This is a genomic window from Telluria sp. B2 (assembly GCF_051789535.1).
GTDB lineage: Bacteria > Pseudomonadota > Gammaproteobacteria > Burkholderiales > Burkholderiaceae_D > Telluria.
Genome location: NZ_CP196525.1, coordinates 3,705,071 through 3,723,376 on the forward strand (window position 1 = coordinate 3,705,071; position 18,306 = coordinate 3,723,376).

Here is an 18,306-nt window from a genome sequence, read left to right on the forward strand (position 1 = left end):
CACGGATTCGACATGGAATTTATCGACCTCAAAGCACAATACGAAGCCTCACGCGAACTGATCAACGAGCGGATCCAGACCGTGCTCGACCACGGTCAGTACATCATGGGACCCGAGGTGGCCGAACTCGAGACGCGCCTGGCCCAGTACACCGGAGCGCGCCATTGCATTACCGTCGCGTCGGGCACCGAAGCCCTCGTGATCTCGTTGATGGCGCTCGGCGTCAAGCCGGGCGACGAAGTCATCACCACCCCGTTCTCCTTCATCGCCACCGCCGAAGCCATCGTCCTGCTCGGCGCCACCCCGGTCTTCGTCGACATCGACCGGGCGAGCTGCAACCTGTCGCCCAGCCTGATCGAAGCAAAAATAACGCCGCGCACGCGTGCGATCATGCCGGTGTCGCTGTTCGGTCAACCGGCCGACATGGAGGAGATCAATGCGATCGCCGCACGCCATGGGCTCGCCGTCGTCGAGGACGCGGCCCAAAGCTTTGGCGCGACCTATCGCGGCAAGAAAAGCTGCAACCTGTCGACCGTCGGCTGCACCAGCTTCTTCCCCAGCAAGCCGCTCGGCTGCTATGGCGACGGCGGCGCGATCTTCACCAGCGACGATGGCCTCGCCAGCGCGATGCGCGAAATCCGTGTCCACGGCCAGTCGCGCCGCTACGTCCATACCCGTATCGGCGTCGGCGGCCGCATGGATACGCTGCAATGCGCGATCGTGCTGGCCAAGCTGGAACGTTTCGAATGGGAGCTGGAACAACGCGCCAGGGTGGCCGCCCGCTACGACGCCCTGCTGTCGGGCCGGATCGGCCTGGTCGGCCGCATGCCCGAGCGTACCAGCGTGTACGCCCAATATACGGCGGTGGTCGAGGAACGCGACCGTATCCAGGCAGCCCTTCATGCGGTCGGCATCCCCACCGCGGTGCACTACCCGGTTCCAATCCACATGCAGCCGGCGTATGCCCACCTGTCTTCGCCCGATGCCTGTCCGGTCGCACGCGAGATGGCGGCCAAGGTGATCAGCCTGCCCATGGGTCCCTACCTGGCAGCCGAGTCGGCCCACATGGTCGCAGCCACGCTGCTGAGCGCGGCCGGGGTGGCGCTGCCTGGCGGAGACCGCGCTGACGAGGAAGCGGAGGCGCCGAGCGTGGCCGCCGCAGCCCCCCTGCTGCCCTGACCCTGGCGCTGTCGATCAATCGGGCTCGCCCGTTGCCGGTGGCAGCGGGCCGGATACGTTTATTGATTTTTTTATCAGGAAGCACACCATGTGCAGGATCGTTCATCTCACTTCTGCCCATCCGCGCAACGATCCGAGGATCTTCATCAAGCAATGCCGCACGCTGGCGGCAAACGGGTACGACGTGACGTTGGTGGTGGCCGACGGCAAAGGCGACGCCCGCCTGGATGGGGTCACCATCGCGGACGTGGGCCGCCTGCCCGGCCGGCTGCAGCGGATCTTCAAGACCACCGGGAGGGTGTTCGACAAGGCCGTCGCCCTGGATGCGGATATTTATCACTTCCACGATCCCGAATTGATTCCCGCCGGGCTCAAGCTCAAACGCCGGGGCAAGACGGTCATCTTCGACTCGCACGAGGATGTTCCTCGCCAACTGCAGGGCAAGCCTTATCTGGGCCCCGTGTCGCGGCGCGTGCTGCCGGCGCTGTTCTCCGCCTATGAACGCTTTGCCTGCCCCCGCTTCGACGGGATCATCACGGCCACGCCTTTCATCCGCGACTCGTTCCTGAAGATCAATCCTGCCACGGTGGATATCAACAATTTCCCCATCATTGACGAGTTGGCTGACAGCCTGTCCTGGACCAGGAAGCGCAACGAGGTGTGCTATGTCGGTGCAATCAGCGGCATCCGCGGCATTCGCCAGCTTGTAGAGGCAGGCACGATGCTGCGGTCGGGAGCGCGGCTGAACCTGGCCGGACGCTTTTGCGACCCGGCAGCGGAAGCGGAAGTCAGGGCACATCCGGGCTGGCAGCATGTCAGCGACCTGGGATTCCTTGACCGCGCCGGCGTACGCGAGGTCATGTCGCGCTCGGTGGCGGGGATGGTCACCCTTCTTCCCCTGCCGAACCATATTGATTCCCTGCCAACCAAGATGTTCGAGTACATGTCATCCGGCATTCCGGTGATCGCCTCGAACTTTCCGCTGTGGCGCGACATCATCGAAGGCAACCAGTGCGGCATCTGCGTCGACCCGCTTGATCCTCGAGCAATCGCTAACGCAATCGACCATCTCGTCACCAACCCCGACATTGCGAAGTCGATGGGCGAACGCGGCCGCAAGGCCGTACTGGAGAAATACAACTGGAGCATAGAGGCAGCAAGATTGACCGATTTCTACGGAGCACGCACACATGTTAACCAAGCTATCGCAACTGTTTGACCAGGTCACCACGATTGCCCGGCTGCCGGTCGTGCGGCTGCAATTCCATATGGATCTGAATCCGGAAAACGTCGAAAGAAACTACAGGTATTACACAAAACCGCATCCGAAGTACAAGATTTTCCCGAACAAGTCGGTCGGAGCCGCCCTGGTCGATTTGACGAAATTCCGTACGCGCGAAGAGTATATGCAGCACATCAAGGGCCGCAATTCGGCGGACCGCCACGCCAGGAAAGCCAAAGGCAAGGGCTACACTGTGGTCGAAATAGACAGGAATGATTTTATTGACGATATCTACGAAATCAACAATTCGGTCGAGATCCGCCAAGGGCGGCCGATGGATGAGGCTTACCTGGAAAAAAAGACCAGCTACCAGTCCGAAATCAATTTCAAGTATTACGGCGTGCTGAATTCTGCAGGCAAATTGATGGCATATGGAGAACTCGGCTTCTACGGTAATTTCGCCTCGTTCACGCGGGTCATCGGCGTACGCAACAACGACGGCATCATGCATTTGATGGTGACGGAAATCATTTGTCAGCTGATCGAAGCAGGTAGCTATCAATACCTCATGTATGACACCTACTTCGGTGCCAGTCCGGGCCTCAGGACGTTCAAGAAAATGCTCGGTTTCCAACCTTATCGCGCGAAATATTCCCTGCAATGACTACGATGCTCAGCCGTTTGTATTGCGATTACCTGATGCCCTCCCAGCTGCCAGGCTACGAAGAGGTAGTGCGTTCGGCGCAGGAGGCCGGATACATGCAGACCTCGGTGCGCGGCTACTTCGACCTGGTGCGCGAAGGCCGGTGTCTTCCGGAAAAAGTTCTCGTCCATCGCCACGACATCGACACCGACCTGCGCACCACGCGCAAGCTGTTCGACATCGAGAAAAAGTACGGCATTCAGTCCAGTTTCTATTTCAGGTTATCGACCCTGGACTTCAGCCTGATGCGCGAAATAGAAGAATACGGAAGCGAAGCCAGCTACCATTATGAAGAGCTGGCGACTTACGCCAAAAAGAACAAGATCAGGTGCCCGATCGCCCTACGCAGCAGGATGTCGGAGATCCGTTCCAATTTCATCGCCAACTTTTCGCGCGTTGAACAACAGCTCGGCAGGAAAATGCGGACCGTGGCCAGTCATGGCGATTTTGCAAACCGGCGCTTAAAGGTGAACAACACCGAGATTCTCGCCGACGCGCAGCTGCGCCAGGACTGCGGTATCGAATGTGAAGCGTACGACCGCGCCCTGCTCGATCATATCGACATCTACATCGCCGATCGCCCGGCCCCGCAATACTTCTACCCAACTTCGCCGGCGGATGCCTTGCGCGCATATCGCAGAATCTGTCTGGTGACCCATCCACGGCAGGTCGAAACAAACTGGAAAGAAAACACCAAGGACAATTTATTCCGGTTTTATGAAGGCCTGGTCTGGTAAGGCGACGCCCACGCCCGCTGACAACCACGGAGCAGTCACGAATTTTCCCATGAACCTTAAGAAGATTCTTAACGTAATACGAGGCCGCCCTGCGCACATCAAAGCCAGCGTGGCCTCCGCCATTCACGCTGCAGCCGGCGCGCGCCACACCTTCGCTGCCCGCACTGGCAGGCAGGCCGGCATGGCCGGCCGCCGGGTTGCCGGGCTTCGATCCCCCGCCCCTGGCGTGTTATGCGCCAGCCTGTGTATCCTGCTCGCCTCGTGCAACAGCACCAAGCATCTCTACGTCGCGACTACGGGCTCCGACGCCAACCCGGGAACGCGGGACGAGCCCCTGAAGACCATTGCCCGTGCAGACGCGCTAGCCCGCCCCGGCTGTACGATCCACGTGGGTCCCGGCACCTACGAAGTCAACGCTCCCTCGGCGCGCAGTGCCGGGATCCGCACCACGAAGAGCGGCACGGCCTCCGCTCGCATCAAATTCGTCTCCGACGTGAAATGGGGGGCGAAAATTGTCTTTTCGGGTACCGGGATCGCCTGGAACTCGAAAGGCGCTTATGTGGACATCGATGGCTTTGATATCTCCGGCACCGGCCGTATCGGTATCCTGGCCGAGGGCGGCAGGGAGAACATCACCAACAATTTCATCCATGACCTTACGGTCAGTGGCGGCTGCAACGGCAGTGGCGGCGCCGCCATCAATATCTGGGGCGCAGTTGGTGGCGCCGTCATCGATTCCAATGTCATCAGGAATATCGGCGGCCAATGGCTCGCGTCACGCAACTGCAATACCGTGCAGGGCATTTATGTCGCCAACCACAACAACCGCATCTCGAACAACATCATTTCGGGCGTTGCATCGGTCGGCATCAACAGCTGGCACGGCGCGACGGATTCGACAATCGTCAACAACACCATTTTCAATTCCAAGATGGGCATCGTCATCGGGCAGGGCGACAGTGGCGCGACGGCAGTCGGCACCCAGAATAATTACGTTGCCAACAATATCGTTTATCGCAATGCCTACGGCATCAGCGAAATGGGCAAGGTAGGTGGCAACAACCGCTATGTCGATAACCTGGTGCATTCCAACGGAAATAACTGGCGCGTCAAGGGTACGGTTAGTGGAACCATTTCTGCCGATCCCTTATTTATGAACTATCAGCCAAACGGCTCCGGAGACTATCGCTTGCAAAGCAAGTCTCCCGCAGTCGGCCGTGGCGCCAGCAGCCATCTGCTTCCGCCACCTTCCACGAAAAAAGCGACGGAGCCGGTGCTCGAAATAAGTGAGGTCGACCATTAGGCAAGCGTGCGTGAAAGCGTGAGACCGTCTACCGGCACCTTTGAGCGCCTGGCAAATCTCCATTGCTGGATTGCATCGTTTCTCCGTACAGACCTGCTGTCTTCGCCGCTGCACCTTGCCCCGAAGGCCTTATTAGACGCTCTCATGCCCAGGGCATAAGGGCGCGACGCTCGGCGAAACCAGGAGGAACGTGCAGCGAGACGATATAACACTGCCATGCAGCTTTACCAGGCGCGCCAAACATGATCGATCCGGAACGACTGCGAGGCCCCCACTACGTCATAAGGGGAAATAATCCCTGCGCATCTCGTCAACATCAAAAGGCCGACCCCATGTTTATGCGACTATTTATTATGCGCGTTGGCCCGTGGAGCAGATATAAAAAGCCCTCGAGGTAAGGTGTATTGAAAACAGGCTGGCATGGCCGACATGCAAGACAAGTATATTTTATGCGCCTGCCTTTCTGCAGACCATTTCCCTTTTTTCGCAACGCTTGCCGTCCACCCTTTCCTGCCTTGTGGAGGGTGCTGAGCATGCAGGCGGATCAAAAGAGTATGAAGGGGCGTCTTATGCTTAAGGTCGTTACCTCTGTATTTTATGAAAGCAAATGCAGGCGCTGCCTGTTCACACTGGCCAGCCGAAGGTTCCTGGTTCAGATAACACCGCCCACCATGGCGCATATCCAGGCAGCTTTATATTCACTTCATCGATCGAGCGTGCTCGCGTTTCCCATCACGATGGTTGCGGGCCTGTCATTGGCAATGGCAAGACGGTATGAAGCGACGATCACCCTTTTCCCTGAAGGCGAGGATGCGGCCAGCGATTTGTTTTGGCATAGCCTGTGCGCATTCGCGCCAGGTGTGAGTCTTTTTCCCAAGTATCTGGAGCGAGTCGAATGAATATCCTGTTGATCAATCATTACGCCGGCTCGCCACGCCACGGCATGGCATACCGCCCTTACTATCTGGCTCGCGAATGGGTGCGCGCCGGACACCGTGTTCGCATCCTTGCTGCGGACCGCTCGCACATTCGGGCCCGGCAGCCCGACCTGGCAGGCAAGGCGCGCCTCGACGAAACCATCGACGGCGTGGAATACAGCTGGTATCGCACGCCGCCGTATAACGGGAATGGCATCGGGCGGGTCAGGAATATGAGCGCCTTCGTAACCGCCCTGTACCTCGAGAGCAAAGATATAGCGCGGGCGTACAAACCGGACGTGGTAATCGCGTCGAGCACCTATCCGATGGATATCTGGCCGGCCCACCGCATTGCACGGCTGGCCAAAGCAAAACTACTGTTCGAGGTGCACGACCTGTGGCCACTCTCCCCGATGGAACTCGGAGGGATGTCAAAATGGCATCCTTTTATCATGTTGGTCCAGCAAGCCGAGGACTATGCATACCGCCATGCCGACCGGGTAGTGTCGATGCTCCCCAAGGTACGCGAATACATGATGTCGCGCGGCCTGGCGCCTGAGAAATTGCATTTCGTACCCAACGGAATCGATCCGGGCGAATGGCTGACAGACCGTCCCGACTTACCGGACGAAGTTGGCGCCACGCTCGGCCGCCTGCGCGCGCAGGGCAGCGCCATCGTCGGCTATGCGGGCACCCACGGGGTGTCGAATGCACTCGACAATATGCTTGACGCGGCCAGGCTGATGCAGGGCGAGAAGGTCGCCTTTGTGCTGGTCGGCGGTGGCCCGAGCAAGGCGAGCCTGCAGGAGCGCGCATCCCGCGAAAATCTGGACAACATCTATTTTCTCGATCCCGTCGAGAAAAGCCGTGTCCCTTCCTTGCTGACTCACTTCGACATTGCCTACATCGGCTGGCACCGGCATCCGCTGTATCGCTTTGGAATCGCTCCAAACAAACTGATGGACTACATGATGGCGGCATGTCCCGTCTTGCATGCGGTAGAGGCAGGGAATGATCCGGTGCGCGAAGCCGGTTGCGGCTTGACCATCGAGCCTGACAACCCCAGGGCGGTGGTCGAGGGAATCCGGACCCTGCTGGCGCTCCCTGCCGACGAGCGTCGCGCGATGGGAGAACGGGGCAAGGCCTTCGTGCTCGAGAACCTCACCTATCCGGTGCTGGGTCGACGCTTCCTTGCTGCCTGTTCCTGATAACAGGCCGAGCCAGTCATGGAGTCGGCACCTATGCCTGTACCAAAGTCCCGGACGATGACATTCGACTGCCGGCGTACAGCCTGTGCACAACAAATGGTTGTCCTTTGAAACTCAGATCGAAAGGATGAAGAATGGTAAAGCGCTTCTTCGACTTGTTTCTCGGGTTGCTTGCTTCGATTATTTTTATTGTCCCGTTGATCATCGTCGCCCTGTTGGTAAAGCTGACCTCGGAAGGACCGGCACTGTATTGGTCGAACCGGGTCGGCCGGCATAACGTCATTTTTTCGATGCCAAAGCTGCGCACGATGCGGGTGGGTACCCAGGTGGTCGCGACCCACCTCCTCCAGAATCCCGACCAATGCCTGACACCGATCGGCGGCTTCCTGCGCAAGTCCAGCCTGGATGAATTACCGCAGTTGTGGTGCATCCTGCGTGGCGAAATGAGTGTCGTCGGTCCGCGGCCGGCCTTGTTCAACCAGGACAACCTGATTCAGATGCGCACCGAGAAAGGCGTCCATGTGATCCGCCCGGGCCTGACCGGCTGGGCACAGATCAACGGCAGGGACGAATTGCCGATACCGGAAAAAGTGGAACTGGACGTGTATTACCTGCGCCGCCAATCCCTGGCCTTCGACTTAAAAATCATCCTTCTGACCATCCTGAAGGTGGTGCGCCGCGACGGCATTACCCATTGAGCCGGGCCGCCCGGCAAAGGGCTTATCACGGCAGTTCGTTCTCATCCATGCGCGACGGTCCGGTCCTGGTGCCGTCGATGCCCGGGTCTGAAATCACGCACTGACATTTCCCGCCAACGCAGGTCTTCGACAGCGCCCATCGGTCAGCCGAATCCCTCGATCGCGCGCGTGGCGCGCCGCTCATCATCTCCCTGAGCGCGCGGGAATGCGTCAAACGAAAGGTTTGGAACACCGGCAGCTGCATGGTTTCTCCTGCTACCGATACGCGGCACGGAATCAGGAACAGATCGTTGCGCCGATGCTGTCAATGACTTCCGCTGCACTGCAGATCCGCTCCATTATCGGAAACGACGTGCTGCCGTGGGCGCGCTTGAACCTCGTCGTTCGTACCATGAAGCCGGCCTCACTTTACTGTGCCTCTTCGATGTGCTTGTCGCCCCTCCACCTGTCCACAGGGTTGGCCGGGTTATGGACCTTGCATACCAATTTCTCGGACCATTTATAAGGATGGTCCCGACCCGAAAAGTAAAGCGCAACGTCATCCAGTTTGTGATTGACCGCGGATGGCTTGATGCCAAACATCAGGGCAAAGGCAAGTAAGCTCATCGGAACCGTCCACCGATGAAGGTTTGGTGCGGGCAAAGTTCTTGCAATGCGTATATATCCCAGGCTGATAGAGAAGCCCAACAGAGAGCTTGCCAACACCTCCGACGCCGTATGAAACCCGAAATGGACCAGAAGCACGCAGAGGGCAACGCTGACACAGATGCTGAAAACCACTCCGCCGGTACGCCAGGGCCGTGACGCTTCTTGCAGGGTGACGAAGAATAAAACAGGGAGGACGGCCGTTGCACACAAGGCATGGCCACTCAATGCCTTGAAGTCGAGTGAGCGGATGCCTGTATCCCAGCCGAGGAAGGCTATTTTTGACGATGCGACCAGACTCAAGCCCGCAGCGAACATCAGACACCAGCAAAGCGCCAGCTTCCATGCCCGTCCGGTGATCAACCATACCGCGATCGCGGCGGCCAGAGGAAGCGCGATTGCAGTGTGGCCTATATCGATCATCAGTTTCCAAGGCATCATGTAGAGCACCAACCTTTCTAGTGGACCATCTGCTGCGAACGATGCACCGCCAAGTCAACATGCATGGCTTCAAAGCACCTGGAAAACCCCACGGGGACCGTGCATCGTGACGGCCTCCGGCGTACTGCCTTCGCTAATGCGCCGCACCGCCGCACCCGTGGCTTCGGGCTTCTACCAAGTGTTCTTGAATGCGTTTCGCGTCTTCGTCAGGCAAGCCTGTAAACCGCGGGGACCTGCGTCTGGCCCTCCCCTGTTCGTATCGATACCTGGCAAATGCGCCGAGCGCGGCGCCAACACTCATATCGGGAACGCTCTTCGCCGTCAGCGCCCACAGGATCGTGATGCAGGCGAGCGCAAAGGCCAGCATGAATTCACTCGATTTCGACCTCGAGAAATACCCATCGGCAAGCATGTGCAATGCGGGCCAGAGCAATAGAGCCGATAGAAAGAGCAGGCCCAGCAACCCGAAGTCGACCCATGCACACAGGATGTTGTGCGCATAGTGACCGTCGGCGTAACTCCCAAAATCGCCGAAAAACGGGTTCTGAGTAATCGTATGCCATGCTTCTCTTGACAGCTGCTCTCGAGCCACACCCGAACTGGAATGCGACAAATCGAATAACTGTAGTATCCGGTTATCCGGCAAGCTGCCGACGATAGCCTCGGCGTTCAAGCCAATCCATGCCAGGAGAAAAAAAACAAGGACGACGGAATAGAATTTATTTTTCGCGTAATACAGTTCGATGATCGGAACCACGAACAGCACGGCAGAGAATTCGCTACGGGCGCCATTAAGAAACAAGGTAGCAATTGCCAGTCCGTAGAGCAGGATTCGCACACCAATGAATTTAACGACCGCAATCACGATCAAAAATGTATAGATGTAGGAGCGCGCAAACCCCTGATAGGTGGCAAGGCTTTCCGGGTTGGTCGCCTCGTCCAGTGAGCGCAAATAGAAGAAGCCGTCGATTGAAAAATAAAACGTAATTGCCGACATCAGGATCAACGATACCGCAGCAAAGACGATGAAAATCTTGTCTTTAAAATCGATCATCCTGAAGATGATATAGGTATCTACACAAAAAATCAGGGCCGCCACGTATCTTACCAGGATCCCCTTGTTGGCCCCGCTTGCAAAATTCGCGGCAAGCACGAGAGAGCAATAGGCCAAATACAGGATGAAATAAAAGTCCAGATCGAGGAAATACTTGTTATCTCTTTTTACCGCAATAAGATAAATCCACACAAAAGGCAATGTAAACAAGAAAGCGACCGGGGAGAAGTAGCCACCCAGAACGGCACCAATTATCCCAAGCCCAAGCAAAGTATGGTAGAAAAAAAATCCTGGGAACAACAACAGGAACGCCAGATGAATGATGAACTTCACCTTCGGTGACGCCATCGCTCGGTTCGGATGAAGATCTATGGCATGCATGATTTATTGGCCACGGCGTACCGGTGCGTTACCTGATGAACTGTGGTCACTCAGTAGTGGAGTGCTGCACCTGATCACGTACTCCCTCGCGATTCTGCGCGAACCGATGGGACATATACAGATAGACCACGTAGAGCAGCGAATAACTGATCGTATAGTTCCAGAGAACTTGCGTCAGCGAAAGCGGAGCGAGGAAGACGGAGATCGTGGTAATGAACAAGGCAATTTGCCAGACAAATTCTATTTTTTGCTTGCCTGCAACGAAGAACACATAACTCAGAGGACTGGCAACAAAATTAAAGTAATACAGCGGCGCAAGGATTCGCGCGAACTCCCCCGCGCCGCGCCACGGTTCGCCAAATACCCATGCGCAAAGGTCTGGTGCAAACAGGAAGATAAACAAGGCAGGGCCGAAACCAAGGAGGACGAGCGCCTTGAAGGTGCTTCGGTATGCTTTCTTGCAATTTCCAAGCGTCTGGAATTCATGCACTGCCTGGCGCTTGAAGACTTCCAGCACAGAGGCCGCAAGCAGCGAGATGGGGGCCGTCAATATTCGTTCGGTCAAGGCAAACCAGCCTGCCGCCACAAATCCGTATTTCGCACCAATCAAAAACAATGGAAATTTTCCGGCTGCCATGTTGAGCAAACCAGCTGGCAGCGAGAAACGCCAGAAGGACTGATGCTTTGCGAGGTACTTGCGTTGTGCATTGCTGAGCTTGATGCCAATACTGGCGCGCGGCGGTGCAAGCAGGATAATTGCTGCGGCCATACCGGCTACGAGCCCGATCAATTGTCCAGCCAATAGAGCCGTTCCGCCTACACCGATCAACAGCAGGATCAGTTGACCCAGAGCGATCGCTCCCGCACCGAATACCTTGACGAGGGCTGCCTTTCCAAAGGCACGGTAGGAGGTTGCATACGCGCTCGCCATATGGCTGTAGGCAGTCAGCCAGGTGCCGATCCCAATGGTCAGCAAGCCAAACCACGACATGTTTTGCGCCTGCGGAATGCCCCCTATGCGTGCCAGAACCGCACAGAGCGTAATCACAATCGCAAGCAGAGTCGAGAAATAGGCCACAACACTGAAACAGGTCTGCTGGGCGCTTGGGTCATGGTCGAGGATCATCGCGGCTTCCAGCCGCAGGCTTGCAACGGTGGAGGCGATGGCAATGACGCCCAACCAGATACTGAACGCCCCCATATCTGCCGGCGTCGCCAGTCGTGTAATGAGTGGTGCAATCAACAGGGGCAAGGCTTGCGCTACGACGGTGCCGGTGAGAACAGTAGCAGCATGTTTCCAAAACACAGGTACAGTCGCAAGCATATTCACTCTCTGTAGAAATTTATGCCAAGGAAACTTTCGCAAGCAGTTCTTTGAAATATGCTCCGCTGCATTCTTGAGAAATTGAACGCCTGCCAACCGCCGTTAGATTGTCTTGTTTTTAAGGATCCTTGGATTGATGAGCATCAATGCTCACTCTGCTGCCTCTTTAGCGAGCTTTCCATATTGCATTTAGCGCGCCTGAAATAAGCGCCTGGGCAGGCGCTGTGTTGCGGACGGCGCAACGCTGCAGCAGAACGAAGTATTGCCGCCCTGAAAGCGGCCTCTGCGACTAGGAAGCCGAACGAATTTGCGCTGGCTAACGCTGGACGGCCACAAATAGATCGTGGCACCCATATCGCTTCATTTGGCTGATGCAATAGAAGCGATTATAAATTTCCCAGCCTCACTATTTTCCAACATAAATATTCACCATTTGAAGAGCGTGGAGTGCCCTTGGCTACCAAGCGATCCGAACCATTATCAAAAATCGTTTGCGTAATTTCAATGTATAGCCTCGGCTAATTGATATCGTCGAGTGAACACGGGGATATTTCCAACATGGCTATCCGTAGCATGGATATTCCCGATTAGTCTTTCCTGGCTCGCTGCAGCAAATCGAATTCCCTCGGTGCTCATTACGCTCCGACTGCGCCAACTCAACCAATATGTCCGCCGCTGCAGTATTGCTCTGCCTAGGAAACTCCAAAATACAATGCATGAGACCTGATTAGCTCTAGATCGTTTCCGCTTGCTTGGACTGAGTTCCCTGTTGACAGCAAGTACATGATTTCTCTTCTGTAATCAATCGCGGCTCCGGGAAGTGTCAGCGGCTGAACGCGACTAACCTTTGCGAGGACGTAACATGCGCAGTATCAAAATGCCCAAAGTGACGTTTCAGGTTCATGGCCAGCTCGGCGATGATTACTGGCATTCCATCGTGATTTCACTAATGCGCGGTCTTGCCGCATTCGTGGTCGCCGCCGCGCACCTGCGCGCCGAAATGTATCCGGGACTGCGTACGCTTGCGGATCCTTCTCTCTGGTTCCAGGGTTTTGCTTTCGCCACCGGCTTCGCGCACCAGGCGGTGCTCGTGTTTTTCATTATCAGCGGGTGGCTGGTGGGCGGCAGTCTTCTCAACAAGATGGGGCAGCCCGGGGCCATGACGAACTATGCAATTGACCGCGCAACGCGCCTGTGGACAGTGTTGATCCCGACTTTCGGGCTGACCCTGCTGTTTGGCGTGGGCACCGGTGTCCTCCTCCCGAACACCATCGACTTCTCATCCACCAACGAGTTTTCGGCGCTATCGTTCATCGGCAATCTGCTCGGCCTGCAGCGCGTGATCCTGTCCGATTTCGGCGGCAACTATGCACTGTGGAGCCTGGCCAACGAGACTTGGTATTACGTGCTGTTCCCTTTGCTGGTCCTGCTGTTCACCACGCGTCGCACCGGCACGCGTCTTGCCAGCGGTGCCGCGCTCGTTCTGGCGGCGGTCGTGCTGCCGGTCGAAATCATCTTGTACTTCGCGATCTGGCTGCTCGGCGTCGCATTTTCGCGCGTGCGGATCGAGTGCGGTACCGGCATGCGTTACCTCTGGCTGCTACCGCTTGCCGTGGCATCCGCGTACTTCCGGCTGACCGGAGACAATGACAAATTCGATCAAACCACCCTGGGAATGGACCTCTTCCTCAGCGTGATGTTTCTGATGCTGTTATGCAGTCTGCAGTTCAAGGCCGCACCGACATCGAAACTGGCGCGGCCGTTGGCCCGGGTCGGCAAGTTTTTTGCTGAATTCTCGTTCAGCCTGTATGTCCTGCACCTGCCGCTGATCTTCCTGCTCAAGCATGTGGCGTCGACCCAGTTCGGGTTGCGCCAGTTGTCGCCCAGCGAGCCGCTGCACTTTGCCGTGTACCTGGGCATGCTGGCGACCTTGCTGCTCGGTGCTTATTTGTCCTATCTGCTGTTTGAAATGCATACCTACCGTATCCGCCGCTTCGTGAAGGAGCTGGTTGCACGGCCTGTCGTGGTGCCGGGTGCTCCGCGCGCTGCCGCGTCTGCCAAACGCTAGCATAAGCGCGCGTGGCGCATTGCGCCGGTGGGCAGCAGAGCAAGGCGATATCGAACCACAGGAGAGTTCATGACGACAATCGCAGTCATCGGAGCGACAGGGGAAGTTGGATTCAGGCTGATACCTGCGCTGTATTCCTCATATCGGATAGTCGCCATCGTCCGCAACCAGGGTAAGCGAAATTTCGGGCCCTATTCCGACGTGGACGTGCGCCAGGTGGACGACATATCGAATGTCGACAGAGTGGCGCAATCGCTCGAAGGCTGCGAAGCCATTGTGAATACAGGCTATATCTGGTTTGCGGAACACATACACCAGGCCGTCCTGCGAAGCCAGGCCTCGATTCGCCACATTGTCTTTACTGGGTCGACTGGAATCTTTACGCGCCTGCCCTCAGAAAGCGCCGAACGCAAGCGCCTGGCTGAGACGTATATCCAAGAACACTACCGCTGCCCCTGGACCATCATCCGTCCAACCATGATCTACGGTCACAAGGATGACCGTAACATCTCGCGGCTCGTCCGGGCCGTGGCGCGTTATCCGGTCATGCCCTTGATCGGAAAGGGGGAAAGCCTGATTCAACCGGTACTGATCCACGACCTCGTCAAAGCCTACGAAACGGCATTGCTTAACCCCAAGTATTACAACAAGTCGTACAACATCGGCGGCAGCAAGGCCTATTCGAATCGCGAGCTCATAGTGTGTGCAGCGTCCAGCCTGGGCCGGCAGGCAAGATTGGTCCCCCTTCCCGCAGGACTCGTTCACCGCGGAGTAGCGCTGCTGTCGAAAATGGGGATCAGCCCAATCTCTACTGAGCAGGTGCAGCGTTTTCAGGAAAACAAGAATATCGATCTGAGTGCGTTCATTACGGACTTCGACTACGTTCCGCGTGATTTTGAACAGGGAGTCCAGCTACTGATCCACGATTTGAAAGAGCACGGCTTGTTGCGCTGAGATCCAGGAAAAGCCGTTGTGACAGGTAACAAAGGTGACGTGACGTCCTTAGCCACGGCGTCCGTTCCTTATTTTCATACCAGCCGCTGTTTTCTCCGAACAGACCTTCAGTGCCCTCCCAGTCTATAGATGCCGAGCTCACCGGCTTTTCGTGATCCTGTCGACTACGTTTTCGCACGAGGCCGCCGAGGTATCCGCTAGCGACATTCCCAGGTAATGCTCCGGAGCCCGGCGATCGGCTTTGACGCTGTGCCCTGCCCGAGCGTCTTATCAGGCGCTTCAAATCCTCCCCCTTTTCACCCTGCCCGTTACGCGGCCATGCTTGTACGCCCGAGGCCGGATCAGCGCCACACCATGTGGTCAATCACCGTATTCCGTTGCCAACTCAGAGCAACTTCTTTTACCTCAAAGAAATTAACCTAGCGCATTTGATAAAGCGCGGAAATTTTTCTTCAAAAACATTGAACTTAGGAAGTTTCCTGCCCTCAAAGCTTACTCTTTCACGATGTTTAGGTAGGGTAAGTTCAATGAAGAAATTCGTTTCCGCTGTAGCTAATGTCCGTCTCAACCAACTGCTGTGCGCCAGCGCCACTGTCCTTTTGGCCGGAAGCGCCGCTGCCGCGACGCTCCCGGCCGGCGCTGAAGTAGGCGCCACTGTTGAACCAGCTTACGACTCGCCCGCTCCGACGGCGGTCCTGTCGAACGTCACAACCGGCACGGGCACGGCCAAATCGGATCGCACCATGATGACTCCGAGCGCGACCAATGTTACCGGTCACCTGTACGTCTCGCCGACCGGTTCGGACTCGAACCCGGGCACGCAAGCCAAGCCGGTGAAAACCATCGCCCGCGCCGACGCCCTGGCCCGCGCCGGCTACGTCATCCACGTCGCTCCCGGCACCTATAAGGTGGCGGCCCCCTCGGCTTCCAGTGCCGGCATCCGCACTACCCGCAGCGGCACCGCGACCGCCCGCATCCGCTTCCAGTCGGACGTGAAATGGGGCGCGAAGATCGTCTTCTCGGGCACCGGCCTGGCCTGGAACTCGAAGGGCGCTTACGTCGACATCGTCGGCTTCGACATCAGCGGCACCGGCCGTATCGGCATCCTGGCTGAAGGCGGCCACGAGATCATCTCGAACAACTTCGTGCATGACCTGAAGGTCACTGGCGGCTGCAACGGCAGCGGCGGCGCGGCGATCGACGCCTGGGGTCCGGGCGGCGGCGCGGTCATCGATTCGAACGTGGTGCGCAACGTCGGCGCCCAGTGGGTCGCTGCCCAGAGCTGTAACACCGTGCAGGGTATTTACGTAACCAACCAGAACAACACCGTCTCGAACAACATCATCTCGGGCGTGGCGTCGGTCGGTATCAACAGCTGGCACGGCGCGACGTCGAACACCTTCGTCAACAACACCATCTTCGGCAACAAGATGGGCATCGTGATCGGTCATGGCGACAGCGGCGCCACCGCTGCCGGCACCAGCAACAACTACGTGGCCAACAACATCGTCTACCGTAACGGCTACGGCATCACCGAGATGGGCAAGGTCGGCACCAACAACCGCTACGCCAACAACCTGGTGTTCAACACCGGCCGCGCATTCCTGGCCAAGGGCACTGTTACCGGCACCGTCTCGGCCGAACCGCAGTTCGTCAACTACCAGGTGAACGGTACCGGCGACTACCGCCTGAAGAGCACCTCGCCTGCCATCAACAAGGGCACCGCGACCCGTGCACCGAAGGTCGACTTCGCCGGCGTGGCCCGTCCGCGCGGCGGCGCACACGACATCGGCGCTTACGAGTACTAAGACGCCCCTTTCCTGGCGCCGCCCGACGCCAGGATTGGAATGAAGGACAAAGCCCCGGCACGCTGGAAGATCCCAGCTTGCAGGGGCTTTTTCGTGTCGATCGCCATTTCCTTGAACTGGACTTCGCTACAGCGCTGTAAGCCGCTGCCGCCGGGATGGCATTCCTACAAGTCCATAGGAACTCCACTAATCTGCATTTCAACAATGGTAACGCCACTGGCGACTCATCAGCGCATTAGCTGATGAGAAACTGTATGCACGTCTTCATAACGCGCGGAAATTTTTTCCTCAAAACATTGAACTTAGGAAGTTTCCCTCCCTCAAAGCTTACTCTTTCACGCTATTTAGCTAGGGTAAGTTCTGATGAAATTCGCTCCTCTCGTTGCAAACGTCCGTATCAACCAACTCCTGTGCGCCAGCGCCATGGTCCTGCTGGCCGGTACCGCCTCCGCCCAGACCGCCAAGGAAATGCTCGTCGAGCCGGCCTACGATTCGGCTGCTCCGAGCGCCGCCGCCGCCGAACCGGTCGTCGCCACCGCTCCCGTGCTCTCGAGCGCGACCACCGTCACCGGCCACCTGTACGTCTCGCCGACCGGTTCGGACTCGAACCCGGGCACGCAAGCCAAGCCGGTGAAAACCATCGCCCGCGCCGACGCCCTGGCCCGCGCCGGCTACGTCATCCACGTCGCTCCCGGCACCTACACCGTCGCCGCGCCTTCGCTGTCGAGCGCCGGCATCCGCACCACCAAGAGCGGCACGGCCTCGGCCCGCATCCGCTTCCAGTCGGACGTGAAATGGGGCGCCAAGATCGTCTTCTCGGGCACTGGCCTCGGCTGGAACTCGAAAGGCGCCTACGTCGACATCGTCGGCTTCGACATCACCGGCACCGGCCGTATCGGCATCCTGGCCGAAGGCGGCCACGAGATCATCTCGAACAACTTCGTGCACGACCTGAAGGTCACCGGCGGCTGCAACGGCAGCGGCGGCGCGGCGATCGACGCCTGGGGCGCCGGCGGCGGCGCGGTCATCGACTCGAACGTGGTGCGCAACGTCGGCGCCCAGTGGGTCGCTGCCCAGAGCTGCAACACCGTGCAGGGCATCTACCTGACCAACCAGAACAACACCGTCTCGAACAACATCATCTCGGGCGTGGCGTCGGTCGGTATCAACAGCTGGCACGGCGCGACGTCGAACACCTTCGTCAACAACACCATCTTCGGCAACAAGATGGGCATCGTGATCGGTCATGGCGACAGCGGCGCCACCGCTGCCGGCACCAGCAACAACTACGTGGCCAACAACATCGTCTACCGTAACGGCTACGGCATCACCGAGATGGGCAAGGTCGGCACCAACAACCGCTACGCCAACAACCTGGTGTTCAACACCGGCCGCGCCTTCCTCGCCAAGGGCACTGTTACCGGCACCGTCTCGGCCGAACCGCAGTTCGTCAACTACCAGGTGAACGGCACCGGCGACTACCGCCTGAAGAGCACTTCGCCTGCCATCAACAAGGGCACCGCGACCCGCGCCCCGAAGCTCGACTTCGCTGGCGTGGCCCGTCCGCGCGGTGGCGCACACGACATCGGCGCTTACGAGTACTAATCTGTTCCTGCACTGGCGCCGCCCGGCGCCAGGACTGGAATGAAGGACAAGCCCCGACA

The 18,306-nt window shown here is 57.8% G+C and carries 16 protein-coding genes; 12 read left to right on the top strand and 4 right to left on the bottom strand.

Annotation, left to right across the window (positions count from 1 at the left end; genetic code table 11):
- Positions 1-12 precede the first annotated feature (12 nt).
- From ACSUZJ_RS16455 to ACSUZJ_RS16490, 8 genes are all read left to right on the top strand, one after another.
- Positions 13-1,179, top strand: coding sequence for a DegT/DnrJ/EryC1/StrS family aminotransferase (locus ACSUZJ_RS16455; RefSeq protein WP_499409933.1), 1,167 nt, complete (start codon positions 13-15; stop codon positions 1,177-1,179).
- 88 nt (positions 1,180-1,267) lie between these two features.
- A complete protein-coding gene (locus ACSUZJ_RS16460) occupies positions 1,268-2,398 on the top strand; it encodes a glycosyltransferase family 4 protein (protein ID WP_499409934.1) in 1,131 nt (376 codons plus the stop codon).
- On the top strand, positions 2,370-3,065 hold the full coding sequence (locus ACSUZJ_RS16465) for a hypothetical protein (RefSeq protein ID WP_499409936.1): 696 nt from the start codon (positions 2,370-2,372) through the stop codon (positions 3,063-3,065). The genes ACSUZJ_RS16460 and ACSUZJ_RS16465 overlap by 29 nt, the downstream gene beginning before the upstream one ends.
- Positions 3,062-3,841: a hypothetical protein gene (locus tag ACSUZJ_RS16470; protein WP_499409937.1), complete on the top strand. Its 780-nt coding sequence runs from the start codon at positions 3,062-3,064 to the stop codon at positions 3,839-3,841. The genes ACSUZJ_RS16465 and ACSUZJ_RS16470 overlap by 4 nt, the downstream gene beginning before the upstream one ends.
- A gap of 49 nt (positions 3,842-3,890) precedes the next feature.
- Positions 3,891-5,144, top strand: a complete 1,254-nt coding sequence (locus tag ACSUZJ_RS16475) for a right-handed parallel beta-helix repeat-containing protein (RefSeq protein WP_499409938.1) — start codon at positions 3,891-3,893, stop codon at positions 5,142-5,144.
- Positions 5,145-5,713: 569 nt separating this feature from the next.
- On the top strand, positions 5,714-6,043 hold the full coding sequence (locus tag ACSUZJ_RS16480) for a hypothetical protein (RefSeq protein WP_499409939.1): 330 nt from the start codon (positions 5,714-5,716) through the stop codon (positions 6,041-6,043).
- The gene (locus ACSUZJ_RS16485) at positions 6,040-7,269 is read left to right on the top strand and encodes a glycosyltransferase family 4 protein (RefSeq protein WP_499409941.1); all 1,230 of its coding nucleotides are present in this window, start codon (positions 6,040-6,042) and stop codon (positions 7,267-7,269) included. The genes ACSUZJ_RS16480 and ACSUZJ_RS16485 overlap by 4 nt, the downstream gene beginning before the upstream one ends.
- 134 nt (positions 7,270-7,403) lie before the next feature.
- Entirely contained in the window at positions 7,404-7,967 is a 564-nt protein-coding gene (locus ACSUZJ_RS16490) for a sugar transferase (RefSeq protein ID WP_499409942.1), read from the top strand.
- Between the two features lie 25 nt (positions 7,968-7,992).
- Here the strand turns inward: ACSUZJ_RS16490 and ACSUZJ_RS16495 are convergent, their stop codons facing one another.
- From ACSUZJ_RS16495 to ACSUZJ_RS16510, 4 genes are all read right to left on the bottom strand, one after another.
- Positions 7,993-8,211: a hypothetical protein gene (locus ACSUZJ_RS16495; protein ID WP_499409944.1), complete on the bottom strand. Its 219-nt coding sequence runs from the start codon at positions 8,209-8,211 to the stop codon at positions 7,993-7,995.
- A gap of 164 nt (positions 8,212-8,375) precedes the next feature.
- On the bottom strand, positions 8,376-9,035 hold the full coding sequence (locus tag ACSUZJ_RS16500) for a phosphatase PAP2 family protein (RefSeq protein WP_499409945.1): 660 nt from the start codon (positions 9,033-9,035) through the stop codon (positions 8,376-8,378).
- 151 nt (positions 9,036-9,186) lie between these two features.
- Complete coding sequence (locus ACSUZJ_RS16505; protein WP_499409946.1) at positions 9,187-10,488, bottom strand: hypothetical protein; 1,302 nt, start codon at positions 10,486-10,488, stop codon at positions 9,187-9,189.
- 46 nt (positions 10,489-10,534) lie between these two features.
- The gene (locus ACSUZJ_RS16510; RefSeq protein WP_499409947.1) at positions 10,535-11,812 is read right to left on the bottom strand and encodes an oligosaccharide flippase family protein; all 1,278 of its coding nucleotides are present in this window, start codon (positions 11,810-11,812) and stop codon (positions 10,535-10,537) included.
- Between the two features lie 862 nt (positions 11,813-12,674).
- Between ACSUZJ_RS16510 and ACSUZJ_RS16515 the strand changes: the two genes are divergently transcribed.
- The 4 genes from ACSUZJ_RS16515 to ACSUZJ_RS16530 all read left to right on the top strand — a co-directional run bounded on the left by ACSUZJ_RS16515 (position 12,675) and on the right by ACSUZJ_RS16530 (position 18,247).
- Complete coding sequence (locus ACSUZJ_RS16515) at positions 12,675-13,880, top strand: acyltransferase family protein (RefSeq protein WP_499409948.1); 1,206 nt, start codon at positions 12,675-12,677, stop codon at positions 13,878-13,880.
- Between the two features lie 69 nt (positions 13,881-13,949).
- Positions 13,950-14,834, top strand: a complete 885-nt coding sequence (locus tag ACSUZJ_RS16520) for an SDR family oxidoreductase (protein WP_499409950.1) — start codon at positions 13,950-13,952, stop codon at positions 14,832-14,834.
- 743 nt (positions 14,835-15,577) lie between these two features.
- A complete protein-coding gene (locus tag ACSUZJ_RS16525; RefSeq protein WP_499409951.1) occupies positions 15,578-16,642 on the top strand; it encodes a right-handed parallel beta-helix repeat-containing protein in 1,065 nt (354 codons plus the stop codon).
- A gap of 363 nt (positions 16,643-17,005) precedes the next feature.
- Positions 17,006-18,247: a right-handed parallel beta-helix repeat-containing protein gene (locus ACSUZJ_RS16530; protein WP_499409952.1), complete on the top strand. Its 1,242-nt coding sequence runs from the start codon at positions 17,006-17,008 to the stop codon at positions 18,245-18,247.
- Positions 18,248-18,306 lie beyond the last annotated feature (59 nt).

Bases quoted from the DNA above. Each gene is read 5' to 3' on its own strand.
- ACSUZJ_RS16455 (WP_499409933.1), top strand. From the start codon at position 13: ATGGAATTTATCGACCTCAAAGCACAATACGAAGCCTCACGCGAACTG.
- ACSUZJ_RS16460 (WP_499409934.1), top strand. From the start codon at position 1,268: ATGTGCAGGATCGTTCATCTCACTTCTGCCCATCCGCGCAACGATCCG.
- ACSUZJ_RS16465 (WP_499409936.1), top strand. From the start codon at position 2,370: ATGTTAACCAAGCTATCGCAACTGTTTGACCAGGTCACCACGATTGCC.
- ACSUZJ_RS16470 (WP_499409937.1), top strand. From the start codon at position 3,062: ATGACTACGATGCTCAGCCGTTTGTATTGCGATTACCTGATGCCCTCC.
- ACSUZJ_RS16475 (WP_499409938.1), top strand. From the start codon at position 3,891: ATGAACCTTAAGAAGATTCTTAACGTAATACGAGGCCGCCCTGCGCAC.
- ACSUZJ_RS16480 (WP_499409939.1), top strand. From the start codon at position 5,714: ATGCTTAAGGTCGTTACCTCTGTATTTTATGAAAGCAAATGCAGGCGC.
- ACSUZJ_RS16485 (WP_499409941.1), top strand. From the start codon at position 6,040: ATGAATATCCTGTTGATCAATCATTACGCCGGCTCGCCACGCCACGGC.
- ACSUZJ_RS16490 (WP_499409942.1), top strand. From the start codon at position 7,404: ATGGTAAAGCGCTTCTTCGACTTGTTTCTCGGGTTGCTTGCTTCGATT.
- ACSUZJ_RS16495 (WP_499409944.1), bottom strand. From the start codon at position 8,211: ATGCAGCTGCCGGTGTTCCAAACCTTTCGTTTGACGCATTCCCGCGCG.
- ACSUZJ_RS16500 (WP_499409945.1), bottom strand. From the start codon at position 9,035: ATGATCGATATAGGCCACACTGCAATCGCGCTTCCTCTGGCCGCCGCG.
- ACSUZJ_RS16505 (WP_499409946.1), bottom strand. From the start codon at position 10,488: ATGCATGCCATAGATCTTCATCCGAACCGAGCGATGGCGTCACCGAAG.
- ACSUZJ_RS16510 (WP_499409947.1), bottom strand. From the start codon at position 11,812: ATGCTTGCGACTGTACCTGTGTTTTGGAAACATGCTGCTACTGTTCTC.
- ACSUZJ_RS16515 (WP_499409948.1), top strand. From the start codon at position 12,675: ATGCGCAGTATCAAAATGCCCAAAGTGACGTTTCAGGTTCATGGCCAG.
- ACSUZJ_RS16520 (WP_499409950.1), top strand. From the start codon at position 13,950: ATGACGACAATCGCAGTCATCGGAGCGACAGGGGAAGTTGGATTCAGG.
- ACSUZJ_RS16525 (WP_499409951.1), top strand. From the start codon at position 15,578: ATGATGACTCCGAGCGCGACCAATGTTACCGGTCACCTGTACGTCTCG.
- ACSUZJ_RS16530 (WP_499409952.1), top strand. From the start codon at position 17,006: ATGAAATTCGCTCCTCTCGTTGCAAACGTCCGTATCAACCAACTCCTG.